This window comes from Dechloromonas hankyongensis, assembly GCF_022012295.1.
GTDB classification, from domain to species: Bacteria; Pseudomonadota; Gammaproteobacteria; order Burkholderiales; family Rhodocyclaceae; genus Azonexus; species Azonexus hankyongensis.
The window spans coordinates 1-14,661 of sequence record NZ_JAKLTN010000005.1 but is presented as its reverse complement, the minus strand read 5'-3'; the positions used below and the strand labels follow the sequence as shown (position 1 = coordinate 14,661).

14 protein-coding genes are annotated in these 14,661 nt (G+C 64.6%); 5 read left to right on the top strand and 9 right to left on the bottom strand.

Annotated features, from left to right (window positions below):
• Nucleotides 1-19: 19 nt before the first annotated feature.
• Entirely contained in the window at nt 20-2,299 is a 2,280-nt protein-coding gene (locus tag LZ012_RS17385; protein WP_275712171.1) for an NADP-dependent malic enzyme, read from the bottom strand.
• Nucleotides 2,300-2,549: 250 nt separating this feature from the next.
• Between LZ012_RS17385 and LZ012_RS17380 the strand changes: the two genes are divergently transcribed.
• Together LZ012_RS17380 and LZ012_RS17375 are read left to right on the top strand one after the other, a co-directional pair.
• Complete coding sequence (locus tag LZ012_RS17380; protein ID WP_275712170.1) at nt 2,550-4,394, top strand: phosphoenolpyruvate carboxykinase (GTP); 1,845 nt, start codon at nt 2,550-2,552, stop codon at nt 4,392-4,394.
• Between the two features lie 62 nt (nt 4,395-4,456).
• Nucleotides 4,457-5,674: a pyridoxal phosphate-dependent aminotransferase gene (locus tag LZ012_RS17375; RefSeq protein WP_275712169.1), complete on the top strand. Its 1,218-nt coding sequence runs from the start codon at nt 4,457-4,459 to the stop codon at nt 5,672-5,674.
• Here LZ012_RS17375 and ampD read toward each other — a convergent pair.
• The 4 genes from ampD to LZ012_RS17355 are packed head-to-tail and all read right to left on the bottom strand — an operon-like array spanning nt 5,651 to nt 9,367.
• A complete protein-coding gene (gene ampD / locus LZ012_RS17370; protein ID WP_275712168.1) occupies nt 5,651-6,217 on the bottom strand; it encodes a 1,6-anhydro-N-acetylmuramyl-L-alanine amidase AmpD in 567 nt (188 codons plus the stop codon). The genes LZ012_RS17375 and ampD overlap by 24 nt on opposite strands.
• Nucleotides 6,217-7,572 carry a sigma-54-dependent transcriptional regulator gene (locus LZ012_RS17365; RefSeq protein WP_275712167.1) on the bottom strand — a complete coding sequence of 452 codons (1,356 nt, stop codon included), beginning with the start codon at nt 7,570-7,572 and terminating at the stop codon, nt 6,217-6,219. The genes ampD and LZ012_RS17365 overlap by 1 nt, the downstream gene beginning before the upstream one ends.
• Nucleotides 7,530-9,137 (bottom strand): sensor histidine kinase, encoded by a 1,608-nt coding sequence (locus tag LZ012_RS17360; RefSeq protein ID WP_275712166.1) that lies wholly within the window; start codon nt 9,135-9,137, stop codon nt 7,530-7,532. The genes LZ012_RS17365 and LZ012_RS17360 overlap by 43 nt, the downstream gene beginning before the upstream one ends.
• A complete protein-coding gene (locus LZ012_RS17355; RefSeq protein WP_275712165.1) occupies nt 9,137-9,367 on the bottom strand; it encodes a PP0621 family protein in 231 nt (76 codons plus the stop codon). Before LZ012_RS17355 ends, LZ012_RS17360 begins: the two co-directional genes overlap by 1 nt.
• A gap of 497 nt (nt 9,368-9,864) precedes the next feature.
• Here LZ012_RS17355 and paaX point away from each other — a divergent pair, with 497 nt between their 5' ends.
• A complete protein-coding gene (gene paaX / locus LZ012_RS17350; protein ID WP_275712164.1) occupies nt 9,865-10,812 on the top strand; it encodes a phenylacetic acid degradation operon negative regulatory protein PaaX in 948 nt (315 codons plus the stop codon).
• On the opposite strand, the gene paaY is transcribed toward paaX, so the two are convergent.
• Entirely contained in the window at nt 10,813-11,430 is a 618-nt protein-coding gene (gene paaY, locus LZ012_RS17345) for a phenylacetic acid degradation protein PaaY (RefSeq protein ID WP_275712288.1), read from the bottom strand. It lies immediately after the preceding gene.
• 73 nt (nt 11,431-11,503) lie between these two features.
• Between paaY and LZ012_RS17340 the strand changes: the two genes are divergently transcribed.
• On the top strand, nt 11,504-12,304 hold the full coding sequence (locus LZ012_RS17340; RefSeq protein WP_275712163.1) for an IclR family transcriptional regulator: 801 nt from the start codon (nt 11,504-11,506) through the stop codon (nt 12,302-12,304).
• Between the two features lie 74 nt (nt 12,305-12,378).
• A complete protein-coding gene (locus LZ012_RS17335; RefSeq protein WP_275712162.1) occupies nt 12,379-12,696 on the top strand; it encodes a cupin domain-containing protein in 318 nt (105 codons plus the stop codon).
• 96 nt (nt 12,697-12,792) lie between these two features.
• Here LZ012_RS17335 and LZ012_RS17330 read toward each other — a convergent pair whose 3' ends face one another.
• The 3 genes from LZ012_RS17330 to LZ012_RS17320 all read right to left on the bottom strand — a co-directional run.
• Complete coding sequence (locus LZ012_RS17330) at nt 12,793-13,164, bottom strand: hypothetical protein (RefSeq protein ID WP_275712161.1); 372 nt, start codon at nt 13,162-13,164, stop codon at nt 12,793-12,795.
• 102 nt (nt 13,165-13,266) lie between these two features.
• Nucleotides 13,267-14,046, bottom strand: coding sequence for an enoyl-CoA hydratase/isomerase family protein (locus tag LZ012_RS17325; protein WP_275712160.1), 780 nt, complete (start codon nt 14,044-14,046; stop codon nt 13,267-13,269).
• Between the two features lie 8 nt (nt 14,047-14,054).
• Nucleotides 14,055-14,661: enoyl-CoA hydratase-related protein (locus LZ012_RS17320; RefSeq protein ID WP_275712159.1), on the bottom strand; the 607-nt coding region annotated here is incomplete at its 5' end.

The following is a 14,661-nucleotide window of genomic DNA, read 5'->3' as shown; positions in this document are numbered from 1 at the left end:
AGCAACGACTTAGCCCATATTAGCCTGCATCGACCACGGTGAGCGCCGTCATGTTCACAATGCGCCGCACGGTGGCGGTCGGCGTCAAAATGTTGACCGGCTTGGCCGCGCCGAGCAGGATGGGACCGACCGTCAGGTTGTCGCCAGCCGCTACTTTCAGCAGGTTGAACGAGATGTTCGCCGCATCGAGCGTCGGCATGACCAGCAGGTTGGCCTGCCCCTTCAGGCGGGAGTTCGGGAAGGCCTTGAGGCGGATGCTCTCGTCGAGCGCCGCGTCACCGTGCATTTCGCCTTCGACTTCCAGTTCCGGCGCCCGCTGGCTCAGTTGCGTCAGCACTTCGCGCATCTTCAGCGAGGTCGGCGTGTCCTCGGTGCCGAAGGTCGAATGCGAGAGCAGCGCAACCTTGGGCGTAATGCCGAAATTGCGGATTTCTTCGGCGGCGAGCAGGGTCATGTCGGCCAGTTGTTCGGCGCTGGGGTCGTAATTGACATAGGTGTCGCCGATGAAGACCGTGCGTTCCGGCAGAATCAGCAGGTTCATCGCGTAGTAGCGATCCTGGTCGGCGCGGGTGCCGATCACGTTCTGCACGTATTCGCGGTGCGTCTCGTGGCGGCCGAAGGTGCCGCAGATCAGGCCGTCGGCGTAGCCCAGGCGGACCATCAGCGCGCCGTACAGGGTGTTGCGGCGGCGTACTTCGCGGCGGGCGAACTCGGGCGACACGCCCTTGCGCTCCATGATGCTGTGGTAGGTCGCGCAGAACTCTTCGTAATGCTCGTCGAAGAAGGCGCAGTTGTCGGAATGGATGACTTCGAAGTCCTCGCCTTCGCGGATGCGCAGGCCGGCTGCTTCGACGCGGCGCTGGATCTCGCTGCGGCGGCCGATGAGCACCGGCATGGCGATGCCTTCGTCGCGCACGACCTGGACCGCGCGCAGCACGCGCTCGTCCTCGCCCTCGGCGAAAACGATGCGCTTGGGCGCCAACTTGGCCTGAGAGAAGACCGGCTTCATGATCATGCCAGAGTGGTAAACGAATTCGTTCAATCCCTGCAGATAGGCATCCCAGTCCTTGATCGGCCGGGTGGCGACGCCCGAATCCATGCCGGCCTTGGCGACCGCCGGGGCGATCTTGACGATCAGGCGCGGGTCGAAGGGATTGGGAATCAGGTATTCCGGACCGAAGCTGGCCACCTTCTCACCGTAGGCGCGGGCGGCGACTTCCGATTGTTCGGCACGCGCCAGCTCGGCGATGGCCCGCACGGCGGCCATCTTCATTTCCTCGGTGATGGTGGTCGCCCCGACATCGAGCGCCCCGCGGAAGATGAAGGGGAAGCACAGCACGTTGTTGACCTGGTTCGGGTAGTCCGAGCGGCCGGTACAGATGATGGCGTCGTCGCGGACTTCCTTGACCTTTTCAGGCAGGATTTCCGGCGTCGGGTTGGCCAGCGCCATGATCACCGGCCTGGCGGCCATCTTGGCGACCATTTCCGGCTTCAGTACGCCGCCGGCCGACAGGCCGAGGAAGACGTCGGCGCCTTCGATCACCTCGCCCAGGGTGCGGGCGTCGGTCTTCTTGACGTAGCGCGCCTTGATCTCGTCCATTTCCTCGACGCGGCCTTCATAGACCAGGCCCTTGATATCGGTGACCCAGATGTTCTCGACCGGGGCGCCGAGCATGACCAGCAGGTCGAGGCAAGCGAGCGCGGCAGCGCCGGCGCCGGAGGTGACGATCTTGACCTTGGACAGGTCCTTGCCGATCAGGTGCAGGCCATTGAGGATGGCGGCCCCGACGACGATGGCCGTGCCGTGCTGGTCGTCGTGGAAAACGGGAATCTTCATCCGCTCGCGCAGCTTCTTCTCGATGTAGAAGCATTCGGGCGCCTTGATGTCTTCAAGGTTGATGCCGCCGAAGGTCGGTTCCAGCGAGGCGATGGTGTCGATCAGCTTATCCGGGTCGCGCTCGTCGATTTCGAGGTCGAAGACGTCGATATTGGCGAATTTCTTGAACAGCACGCCCTTGCCTTCCATGACCGGCTTCGCGGCCAGGGCGCCAATCGGTCCGAGCCCGAGCACGGCGGTGCCGTTGGTGATGACGCCGACCAGGTTGGCGCGCGAGGTGACGGTGCTGGCTTCGCGCGGATCGGCGACGATTTCCTCGCAAGCGTAGGCGACACCCGGCGAATAGGCCAGCGACAGGTCGTACTGGTTGGTGAGCTGCTTGATCGGGGTCACCGCAATCTTGCCCGGCTTGGGCTGGCGGTGATAGTAAAGGGCTGCTTCGCGTAGCTGTCGAGGGTCCATTTCCTTGTCTCCGTTTTATATCGTGAAATACGGTTTCGAATTGCGCAACGATAATAGCATGCCGACCGTGAAATACCACACCATCGGATATCACGTAGCCGCTTCCGTCAAGTAGATGTTTACCCTAAGTTGAGGCATAATTATGCGCTTCCCAGCCGACGGCCTCCAGCCGCTCGCAGTCTTGGTGGCAGCTCCCGGCGACTGGCGTGAAACCTAGCTTTATCAGCAACTTAGAGAGAGACATATCGCCATGACCGCACCGCTGAACGCTCCTGCCTACGTCAAGCACGAAGGCCTGAAGAAATGGGTAGCCGAAATCGCCGCCCTGACCCAACCGGATCGCATCCACTGGGCCGACGGAACCCAAGAAGAATATGACCGTCTGTGCGCCGAAATGGTCGCCGCCGGCACCCTGATCAAGCTGAACGAACAGAAGCGCCCGAACTCCTACCTGGCCTTCTCTGATCCATCCGACGTCGCCCGCGTCGAAGACCGCACCTATATCTGCTCCGAAAAGAAGGAAGACGCCGGCCCGACCAATAACTGGGAAGAGCCCGCCAAGATGCGCGAGACCCTGAACGGCCTATTCAAGGGCTGCATGAAGGGCCGCACGATGTACGTCATCCCGTTCTCGATGGGCCCGCTCGGTTCGCCGATCGCCCACATCGGCGTCGAGATTTCCGATTCCGCCTACGTGGTCGTCAACATGCGCACCATGACCCGCATGGGCAAGGCCGTGTTCGACGTGCTCGGCAGCGACGGCGAATTCGTCCCCTGCGTGCATACGGTCGGCGCTCCGCTCGAGGCCGGCCAGCAGGATGCCAAGTGGCCGTGCAACCCGACCGTCAAGTACATCGTGCACTACCCGGAAACCCGCGAGATCTGGTCCTACGGCTCCGGCTACGGCGGCAACGCCCTGCTCGGCAAGAAGTGCTTCGCGCTGCGCATCGCTTCCAACATGGCGCGCGACCAGGGTTGGCTGGCCGAACACATGCTGATCCTCGGCGTCGAATCGCCGGAAGGTGAAAAGTCCTACGTCGCCGCCGCCTTCCCGTCGGCCTGCGGCAAGACCAACTTCGCCATGCTGATTCCGCCGAAGACCCTGGACGGCTGGAAGATCACCACCATCGGCGACGACATCGCCTGGATCAAGCCGCGCGTCGATGCCGACGGCGTCACCCGCTTCTACGCCATCAACCCGGAAGCCGGCTTCTTCGGCGTCGCCCCGGGCACGTCTGAAAAGACCAACTACAACGCCCTGGCCACCCTGAAGGAAAACATCATCTTCACCAACGTCGCGCTGACCGACGACGGCGACGTGTGGTGGGAAGGCCTGACCAAGCAGGCGCCGGATCACCTGATCGACTGGCAGGGTAACGACTGGACGCCGGAAGACGGCAAGGCCGGCAAGAAGGCCGCCCACGCCAACTCCCGCTTCACCGCCCCGGCCAACCAGTGCCCGTCCGTTGATGCCGCCTGGGAAGATCCCGCCGGCGTGCCGATTTCCGCCTTCATCTTCGGCGGCCGCCGCGCCACCACCGTGCCGCTGGTCTACCAGGCCTTCAACTGGAACTACGGCGTCTACATGGCTGCCACGCTGGGCTCCGAAACCACTGCCGCCGCCTTCGGCCAGCAGGGTGTCGTCCGCCGCGACCCGTTCGCCATGCTGCCGTTCTGCGGCTACCACATGGGCGACTACTTCAACCACTGGCTGAAGATGGGCAAGACCGTCGATGCCACCCCGAAGATCTTCTGCGTGAACTGGTTCCGCATGAACGAGAAGGGCGAATTCATGTGGCCGGGCTTCGGCGACAACATGCGCGTCCTGAAGTGGATCGTCCAGCGCTGCAAGGGCACCGTCGCCGCCAAGGAAACCGTGCTCGGCTGGATGCCGAAGTTCGAGGACCTCGACTGGAACGGCCTGGAAATCAACAAGGACGATTTCGAAGCCCTGACCAGCATCGACGCCGACGCCTGGAAGGCCGAACTGGCCGGCCACAAGGAATGGTTCGACAAGATGGGCGAAAAGATGCCGCGCGAACTCGTGCTCAAGCGCGAACTGTTCGAAATGGGCATCTTCAAGGACGCTGCTTGATTCGTCCCTGAGCGATAATGCAACGGCCACCTTCGGGTGGCCGTTTTCATTTGAGGAATGCCATGACCTACCGTCCCGCCCATCGCCTGGCCGACATCGAGCCCTTCCACGTCGTCGAACTGCTGACCCGCGCCCGGCAACTGGAAGCCGAAGGGCGCGACATCATCCACATGGAAGTCGGCGAGCCGGATTTCCCGACGCCGGAACCAATTGCCGAGGCGGCCATCGCCGCCATCCGCGACCACAAGACGTTGTACACCCAGGCGCTCGGCCTGCCCGAACTGCGGGCCGCCATTTCGGCGTTCTATGGCCAACGCTACGGCGTGACGGTGCCGGCCAGCCGCATCGCCATCACCAACGGCGCCTCGGGCGCCCTCAACCTCGCTTTCGCCGCCCTGGCCAATCCCGGCGACGAATGGCTGCTGGCCGACCCCGGCTATCCGTGCAATCGGCACATCCTGCGCACCTACGAAGGCCTGCCGCGCAGCATCCCGGTCGGCCCGGACAGCAATTTCCAGCCGACGCCGGAACAGGTTTCAGCGGAGTGGAATGAACGCACCGCCGGCCTGCTCGTCGCCTCACCGGCCAATCCGACCGGCACGCTGCTGACCCTAGACGAGATCGCGGCGCTGGCTAACGAATGCCGAGCCAAAGACGGGCATTTCCTGGTCGACGAGATTTACCACGGCCTCACGTACGCCCCGTCCCCCAAGGGGACTTGCTCCGCGGCGCAGGAAGTCCCCTTGGGCGACGAGGTGGATGCCCCCACCGCCTGCGCCGCCGGCGACGACATCTGGGTGATCAACAGCTTCTCGAAATATTTCCAGATGACCGGCTGGCGTCTCGGCTGGATGGTCATTCCGGAGCCTTACGTGCGCGACGTCGAGAAACTGGCGCAGAATCTGACACTGTGCCCGTCAACGCCGGCCCAGTACGCCGCTCTCGCCGCTTTTGCGCCAGCTACCATCGAAATACTCGAAGCGCGGCGCGGCGAATTCCGTCGCCGTCGCGATTTCCTGGCCCCGGCGCTGGAAGCCATTGGCTTTCGCGTCACCGCCCGCCCTGAGGGCGCTTTCTATCTCTATTGCGATTGCTCGGCGCTGGCCGCCGACAGTTTCGTGCTGGCCCGCGACCTGCTGGAAAAGACCGGCGTCGCCGCGACACCGGGGCTCGATTTCGGCAGCAACGAACCGGAAAAACACATTCGCTTTGCCTACACGACGGAAATCCCGCGCCTGGCCGAAGCGGTCAGTCGCCTAAGCGCCTATTTCGGACGGTAAAGCGAGGTCGGCGTGGCGGGCGGCCAGGGCCGCCCAGTCGAAATGCGGTCCCGGATCGGTCTTGCGGCCCGGCGCGACATGGCTGTGCCCGGCTATGGCAGCAATTGGGTAGTGCCCACGCAGCGCGTCGAGCAGCGGCCACAGCGCCGCATACTGCGCGGCAGTGAAGGCTTGCGTATCCGAGCCTTCCAGTTCGATGCCGACCGAATAGTCGTTGCAGTTGTCGCGTTCGCACCAGCACGATTGTCCGGCATGCCAAGCGCGCCGGTCGCAGCCGACGAACTGGACAACGCCACCGTCGCGCCGGATGTAGAAATGGGCCGAGACCTGCAGGTCGGCGATGGTGGCGAAATAGGGATGTGCCGCCGGGTCGAGGCGATTGAGGAAGAAATCCTCGACCCAATCGCCGCCAAATTCGTCCGGCGGCAGGCTGATGTTGTGGATGACGACCAGCGATACCTCGGCACCCGGCGGCCGTTCGCCGAAATTCGGCGAGGGCAGCCAGCGCCCCCCCTCCAGCCAGCCACCGTCCTGCCAGGTCATTATTCGATACCCAGCCGTTCGAGACGATAGCGCATAGAGCGGAAGGTGACGCCGAGCAGGCGGGCCGCCGCCGTACGGTTGCCTTCGGCCTTCTGCAGAGCTTCGAGAATGGCCTGGCGTTCCAGACGGTTCAGGTACTCGTCCAGTGTTTCGCTGCCCCGGCCCTCGATTTCGTCCTCGTGCATTTCCTCCGGTCCGAGGTGCAGGTCGTCGACCTCGATGCTGTCCCCGGAACACAGCGCAGTCGCCCGCTCCAGGATGTTTTCCAGTTCGCGCACATTACCGGGGAAAGCATAGAACTGCAGAGCCTTGAGGGCGCCGGGCGACAGCCGGGGCGGCGTATCGCCAAAAACGCGGCGCAGGATGGCGTCGACCAGCGGCGGGATATCCTCCATCCGCTCGCGCAGGGGCGGCATGCGCAATTCGATGACGTTCAACCGGTAGTACAAGTCCTGGCGGAAAGTCCCCTTATCGACCAGGTCGCGCAGGTTCTTGTGCGTGGCGCAGATGATGCGGACATCGACCGGCTCCTCGGCCACGCTGCCGACCTTGCGCACCCGTTTTTCCTGGATGGCGCGCAGCAGCTTTACCTGCATGGCGAGCGGCAGATCGGCCACTTCGTCGAGGAACAGCGTGCCACTGCTTGCCGCCTGGAAGAAGCCCTCGCGGTCGTCCTGGGCGCCGGTGAAAGCGCCTTTCCGGTAACCGAAGAATTCGCTCTCCATCAGGTTTTCCGGAATGGCGCCGCAGTTCACCGGCACGAACGGTCCGGCGGCACGGGCACTGCGGCTGTGGATCAGGCGCGCCGCCAGTTCCTTGCCGCTCCCCGATTCGCCGGAGACGTAGATCGGCGCCTGGCTGCGCGCCAGCTTTTCGATCATGGTCCGCACCTGCTGCATGCTGGCCGATTCGCCGATCAGCGACTGCAACGGGTTTTCGCTGTCCTGTTCTCCACCGGGCAGGCGCAGGGCCGACTTGATCAGCGTCCGCAACTGTTCGAGACCGACCGGCTTGGCGAGGTAATCGAAGGCGCCGGCTTTCAGCGCCGCCACCGCGTTGCCGGCGCTGCCGTAGGCGGTAATCACGGCAACCGGGGTTTGCGGGCAATGCTCGCCGATATAGCGGACGATATCGAGGCCCTCGCCGTCGGGCAGGCGCATGTCGGTCAGGCATAGCTGGAAGTCGCCGGCATCGAGTGCCGCCCGGGCCTCGGCGACCGAGCCGACACATTCCGTGGCGAGGCCCATGCGGGCCAAGGTCAGGTCGATCAGTTCACGGATGTCGGCCTCGTCGTCGACGACGAGCACCCGGCTCAGTTCGCCGCGCGTACGTCGTTCGGTTTTGGCAACAGGCATGTGTCGTTTCTCCCTGCAACAATAAAATGCGCCCCGCGGCTCGATGCCGCCAGTTCGAGGCTGGCCCCGTTGGTCGCGCACAGTTCGCGCGCAATGAACAGTCCGAGGCCGGTACCCTGCGTGTGGGTCGTGAAGAAGGGCTCGAAGACCTGCTCGCGCACCGTCTCCGGAATGCCCGGACCGTCATCGATCACATGCAATTCTACCCGCCCGTCGGCGTGGCTGCCGTGCAGCACGATGCGCACGGCGCCCGGCCCGCGCGTCGAATGGCGCAGGGCGTTGCTGACCAGGTTCCACAACACCTGGTGCAGATGGGAGCGGTCGAAGCTGATGCGGAAGGCATCCTGCACCTCGAGCACGACTACCCCATTGGCCAGGTTTTCGCTCGCGGCGAACTGATCGAGGAAGCCGGCACAGAATTCGTCAGCCGGCAGCGGTTCCGGCTCGGCCTGGTTTTGCCGCCCCACTTCCAGGATGTCCTTGACGATGCGGTCGAGGCGCAACACGTTGTCGTTCAGGATGCGCAGCAGGCGGTCCTGCATTTCGCCGCGCCTTTCCTCACGCAGCAATTCGCCGGCATGGCCGATGGCCGACAGCGGATTGCGGATTTCATGGGCGATGCTGGCCGTCAGCCGCCCGAGCGAAGCGAGCTTCATCTGCTGCGCCCGTTCGCGGACCCGGCCGACATCCTCGAGGAAAACCAGGACCTCGCCGTCGGAGCTTGCCGTCCGCTCGAAGCGCGCCCGCAGTGCGCCGCCGTCATTGGCCGAAAAATCAAAGCGCTCGGCGCCGTCGCTGCGCAGCCAGGCGCGAAGCGCCTCGGCCAGCGCTGCGGCATACCCGGACAGCGGAGCGGGAGCGTCGGGCAGCCCCAGCATGGCCTGGGCGACCGGGTTGCAGCGATTGATGAAGCCATCCTGGCCGACGATCAGCACGCCGTCCTGCATGCGTTCGACCACCCGCTGGCTGATCAGGATCTGGTTGTCGAGCGCCACGCCCCGCCGGCGGGCCAGGTCTTCGTTGATCATGACGCGCTGGCCGAGCAGCCGGGCAAGGATGGCCGTGGCGAAAAAGCCGGCCGAAATGAAGCCGGCTTGAACGATGGACGCCGGGTCGTATTGCTCGAGCAGAATGCCGAAGGACTGCATCAGCAGCACCGCGACGGTGGCCATGGCGGCATAGAACAGAACCAGCCGCCCCCGGCCGACCAGGCTGGATGCCGCCAGGGAGACCAGCAGCAGCACGCCGAGGCCGCTGCTGACGCCGCGCGCCTGCTGCATCAGCGTGGTGACCACCACGATGTCCACCATGACCTGCGCCGACAACTGGGCATTGAAGTGGCGCTGCCAGTGGGTGGCCAGCACCAGGCCGGCAATGGTTGCCGCCATGTACACGCCGGTCAGGCCGAACATCAGCCACGACGGCAACAGGTTCAGGCGTGCCGTCCATTCGTTAGGAAAAAGCAGGGACAGGCCGAACAGCGCGGCCAGCACCAGCCGGTACAGGTTGAAATACTGAAAGGAACGCCAGTTGGCTTCCCAGGTGGATGACAGCCATTCGGTCATCAGCGGCCCGCGGCAGGACCGGCGGCACGATGCGCCTCGCAGCAATAGGCCCGCCCACCGTCGGCGATGCTGTCGCTCTCCGGCAGGTAGACGCCGCACTGGGCGCAATTGACCATCTTTTCGGGATCCTTCGCCGGCCGCGGCGAGGAATCGGCCTGATCGGCCGCTGTGCGCTTCGACCAGATCCACCACACCACGCCCAGCAATGCGAACAACAGCAGATATTTCATCGACCATCCCGATATTGGCGAAGCCTGCATCGAAAAACGCGGCTTCCGGTTGAAATGCGACCGCCGGCTTTGCCGGTCCCGCTCCTCAGCGGTGCGGCTTCGGCGCCCAAAGCTACCGACAAAAGCCAATCAACTCAACCGCTTGCCGGACACCCGGAGCGCGGCATCGGCAACGAATCTACCACATTTCCCCGGACAGCCCGCGCACCGCCCGGCGCCGAGTAACGGACCCCGACGCCGGCGCAGGCCACCGGCCCCGTCGGCGCACCGAAACGAGGCCGCGGCCTGACGTCTTCGCCCGGCCGCCAAAATGATACAAAATTATATAAATTGCGTTAATTTTGGTATCCACAAAACACTAATCCCCCGTGGACATGGCTGGCCAAAACCTTGACCTGCAACAGAAAACGATACGCGGGGTGCAGTACAATTCCGCCACCCCTGTTTTTTGCCGAGCCTGCCGTGCCATTTTCCGCCTCTCCCTTGGCCTTTATCTCGTGAGCGACCTCGTCCGCCGGCGTCTCGACGCTTTCCGTCAGCAACGCCGCGTTCAGGCCGGTTCGCTGATCATCACCATGTTCGGCGACGCCATCCTGCCGCGTGGCGGGCGCATCTGGCTGGGCAGCCTGATCCGCCTGCTCGAACCGCTCGAACTCAATGAGCGTCTGATCCGCACTTCGGTCTTCCGGCTGGCCAAGGATGAATGGCTACGCACCGAAACCATCGGCAGGCGCGCAGACTATGTGCTGACCCCGTCCGGCCGCCGCCGCTTCGAGGAGGCTTCGCGCCACATCTACGCGTCGCACGCCCCGCTATGGGATCGCCGCTGGCGCCTGATCCTGGTGGTCGGCGAACTGGAAGGCAAGGTCCGCGACCAGGTGCGACGCGCCCTCTTCTGGCAGGGCTTCGGCGCCCTCGGCGCCGACTGCTTCGTGCATCCGAGCGCCGAGCTGTCCAGCGTGCTCGATGCCCTGATCGCCGAAGGCTTGTCGTCGTCCCTGGCCTCCCTGCTCCCGCTGTTCGCCGCCGACTCGCGGTCGGCCCAGTCGGCCAGCGACGCCGACCTGGTCAGCCGGGCCTGGGATCTCGCCATGCTGGCCGACGCCTACAGCGAGTTCGTCGCCACCTACCGGCCCATCCTCGAAGAACTGCGGCGCGACCACCTGGCGACCATCAGCGACCAGGACGCCTTCCTGTTGCGCATGCTGCTCATCCACGACTACCGGCGGCTGTTGCTGCGCGACCCGGAATTGCCGGAAGTCCTGCTCCCGGCGGACTGGCCGGGCCAGCAGGCGCGCCTGCTGTGCAAGGAGTTGTACAAGCGGCTGGAAGTGGCGTCCAACCGCCACCTCGATCAGTTGCTGTGCCTCGCCGACGGCAGCGTGCCGGTGGTGGACAGTTCGCTGGCCGAGCGCTTTTCCCAGTACGACCCGCTATCGGCCTGATCAGCCGCCGCGCTTTTTCAGCTCGGTCAGCGGAATGACGTCCGGCATCTCGATGCGCGGGCGATCCGGCTCGACGGCGGTCAACGGCGCCGTCTCGACCATGGTGGCCAGGCAACGCCGGGTCAGTTCCTGATAGGTGCGCGTGCCGTCGGCCTTCCAGGCGATTTCCTCGTCGCTCAGCGGGCGAATCACCTTGGCCGGCATGCCGGCGACCAGCATGCGCGGCGGGATTTCCTGGCTCGCCTTGACGAAGGCCGAGGCGGCCACGACGCTCGCTTCGCCGATCACCGCGTTGTCCATGATCACCGCATTCATGCCGATCAGGGCATTGCGCCCGACCCGACAGCCGTGCAGCACGGCGCCGTGGCCGATATGGCCGTTTTCCTCGACCACCGTATCGGTGCCGGGAAAACCGTGCATGACGCAGGTGTCCTGCAGGTTGGCCCCGGCTTCCAGGATCAGGCGGCCGAAATCGCCGCGCAAGCTGGCGCAGGGGCCGACATAGCAGCCCGGACCGACGATGACATCGCCGATCAGGACCGCACTGGGATGGACATAAGCCGTCGGATCGACGACCGGGACGATGCCGTCGATGGCATAGACGCGCAAGGATTGCATGGGGACACTCACTTATAATTTCCTGTACGATATTATAGAATCAGTTTCACATAACAGAACCTCGGGAGCAGCCATGAATGACGAAAGCGATGGCAAGCACGGCGTACAGTCGCTGGAAATCGGCATGGGTATCCTGCGTGCCATGGTCAATGGCCAGCGCTCGATGATGCTCAAGGAAATCGCCGCCGCCGCCGACATGCCGGCGTCCAAGGCGCACCGCTATCTGGTCAGCCTGATCCGCGCCGGGCTGGTCGAGCAGGACCCGATGTCCTCGCGCTACGACCTCGGCCCCTTCGCCATGAACATCGGCCTGGTCGCCCTCGACCGCCTGGACCGCGTCCGCCTCGGCCTCAACGTCATTGCCGAAATGCGCGACGAAATCAACCAGACCACCGCCCTCGCCGTGTGGGGCGACAAGGGCCCGGTCATCGTGCGCTGGGAACGGCCGCGCCGGCCGATCACCGTCAATGTCATCACCGGCACCGTGCTCGATATGCTGTCGTCAGCCACCGGCCGCGTCTTCGCCGCCTGGCTGCCGAAAAAGACGGTCGCCCCGCTGATCGCCGCCGAAATAAAGGCCGGCGATGTGCCGCCCGACCTGAAGACCAAGGCCGGCGTTGAAGCCATGCTGGCCGAAGTACGCCGCGACGGCTTCGCGACGACCAACGGCTTTCACCGCGTCCCCGGTGTCGAGGCGGTCGCCGCCCCGGTCTTCAACTTCAAGAACGAAATCACCATGACCGTCCTCGTCGTCGGCGTACAGGGCATGTTCGACGTCAGCGCCGACAGCGAAGCGGTGACCAGCCTGAAGCGGCATGCCGAGGCGCTGTCGTTGCGACTGGGCATGCATGGCGAGCCGAAAGTTCCGACCTGACACGGAACTCGCCGGGCAACCCACCGACCATATATTCAGCAGGACACGGGAGGTGAATGATGGAATTGCCGCAAATGATCACCAACCTGCCGGAAGTGGCGCTGCCCTTCCCGCCCGACGGCATGCGCGCCTACCTGCTGCAAGCGGAGCGCGGACAGGTCGTTTTCTTCGAAATTCTGCAGGATGCCGACATCCCGCCGCACAGCCACGGCGGGCAATGGGGAACGGTCCTCGCCGGGACGGTCGAACTGACCATCGACGGCAAGACCTCTACGCTGACTGCCGGCTGTTCGTACACCATCCCGGCCGGAGCGGTGCATAGCGCCAGGTTGACGGCGGGTACGAAATTCCTCGATTTCTTCGAGGAATCCGACCGCCACAAGGCCAAGTAGGCCGGACTTAGCATCCTGAAGCACTTGGGACTCCGGGGCCGGCCCAGTTCGGTTATGGCCGCACGACGGCTAGCGGAAAAATAGCTGACCAAGCAATCAGCGCCCTGCCGGCTCGATCAGGCGATGAAAGGCGTCGTGCACATCCGAAAACGCGGCATCGACCTTGCCCGGGCTGGTCTGGCATTGCTTCCTGAAGGCTGCGATGCTGCCCAACAGCGGCTTGGCGTCGGCGGAGCGGATGTTGCCGGCCAATGTCTCGAGATCGTTGGCCTTGGCACAGGCGTTGCGCGAGCGTTCCTTGCCCGGCCGCGCATGCCAGAGCGGCGCCAAGGCGGCATGGAAGGCATCGACATCCTGGGCAAAGGCATGATGGTGCGGGTGATGCTCGGGCGGTTCGGCGGCAAAGGTACTGCCCGCCAGTAGCGTGGCGGCAAGCAGGGCGATCGGATACAGGTGTTTCGTCGGCATGGCGGATCCTGGCGAAGTCGGGGGACTCCCGGCAAGGCCGGGGTTGGTGGCGGGCATTCTAGTGCTTCCTTGGCTGCCCTGCACTCCCCGGCCGGGCCAGGACTACAGCCAGGCCGGCGGCCGCTTGTCGAGGAAAGCGGCGATGCCATCCTTCGCTTCATCGGTAGCACGCTGACGGGCGATGCGCTGCGCCGTTTCCTCGCTGATGATTTCGTCGATCGGCTGGCCGTGCACCGCGGCGATCAGGTCCTTGGCCGCCTTCTGCGCCTGCGGGCCGCCAGCCAGCAGCGCGTCGACGATGCCGGCGATGCAGCTGTCGAGTTCGTCGCGCGACACTACCTCACCGACCAGGCCGATAGCCAGCGCCCGTTGGGCACTGATCCGCTCGGCGCTCTGGAAGTAGCGCAGGGCATGGCGCGGCCCGATGGCGCGCAGCACGTAGGGGCTGATCGCCGATGGGATGATGCCGAACTTGACCTCGGAGGTGGAGAAGGCTGCATCGTCGCTGGCCACCGCCATGTCGCAGGCGGCGGTCAGGCCGGTGCCGCCGCCCAACGCGGCACCCTGCACGCGGGCAATGGTCGGCTTGCCCATCTCGGCCAGGGTGCGCAGCATACCGGCGAACTTGCGGGCATCCTCGACGTTCTGCTCATGAGTGAATTGCGAAGCCCGCTTCATCCAGTTGAGGTCGGCGCCGGCCGAGAAGTGCTTGCCGCGCCCGCCAAGAATGACGATGCGGACGCTGTCGTCGGCATCGAGCTCCTTGCAGGCGGCAGCCAACTCGGCGATCAGTTGTTCGTCGAAGGCGTTGAAGACGGCCGGGCGGTTCATCCAGATGGTGGCGACCTTGCCGGCGCGTTCGATTTCCAGGGTTTGGTACATGGCGGGCCTCAGCGATTCTTGAAAACCGGCTTGCGCTTCTCGACGAAGGCGGCCATGCCTTCCTTCTGGTCTTCGACGGCGAAAGCGGCATGGAAGACGCGGCGCTCGAACAACAGGCCTTCGTTGAGGCTGGATTCGAAGGCGCGATTGACCGATTCTTTGATCATCATGACCACCGGCAGCGAGAAGCCGGCAATGGTCTGTGCCGCCTTCAGGGTTTCGTCGAGCAGCTGGTCGGCCGGGATAACACGGGCGACCAGCCCGGACTTCTCGGCTTCCGCCGCATCCATCATGCGCGCCGTCAGGCACAGATCCATGGCCTTGGCCTTGCCCACCGCGCGCGGCAGGCGCTGCGTGCCGCCGGCCCCGGGCAGGGTGCCGAGCTTGATTTCGGGTTGGCCGAAGCGGGCGGTGTCGGCGGCATAGATCATGTCGCACATCATCGCCATTTCGCAGCCACCGCCCAGGGCGAAGCCGGCCACTGCGGCGATCACCGGTTTGCGCGCGGTCTTGATGCGCTCCCAGTTGCGGGTGATGAAATCGGTCTTGTAGGCGTGCAGGTAATCGAAATCCTTCATGAAGCCGATATCGGCGCCGGCGGCGAAGGCCTTCTCG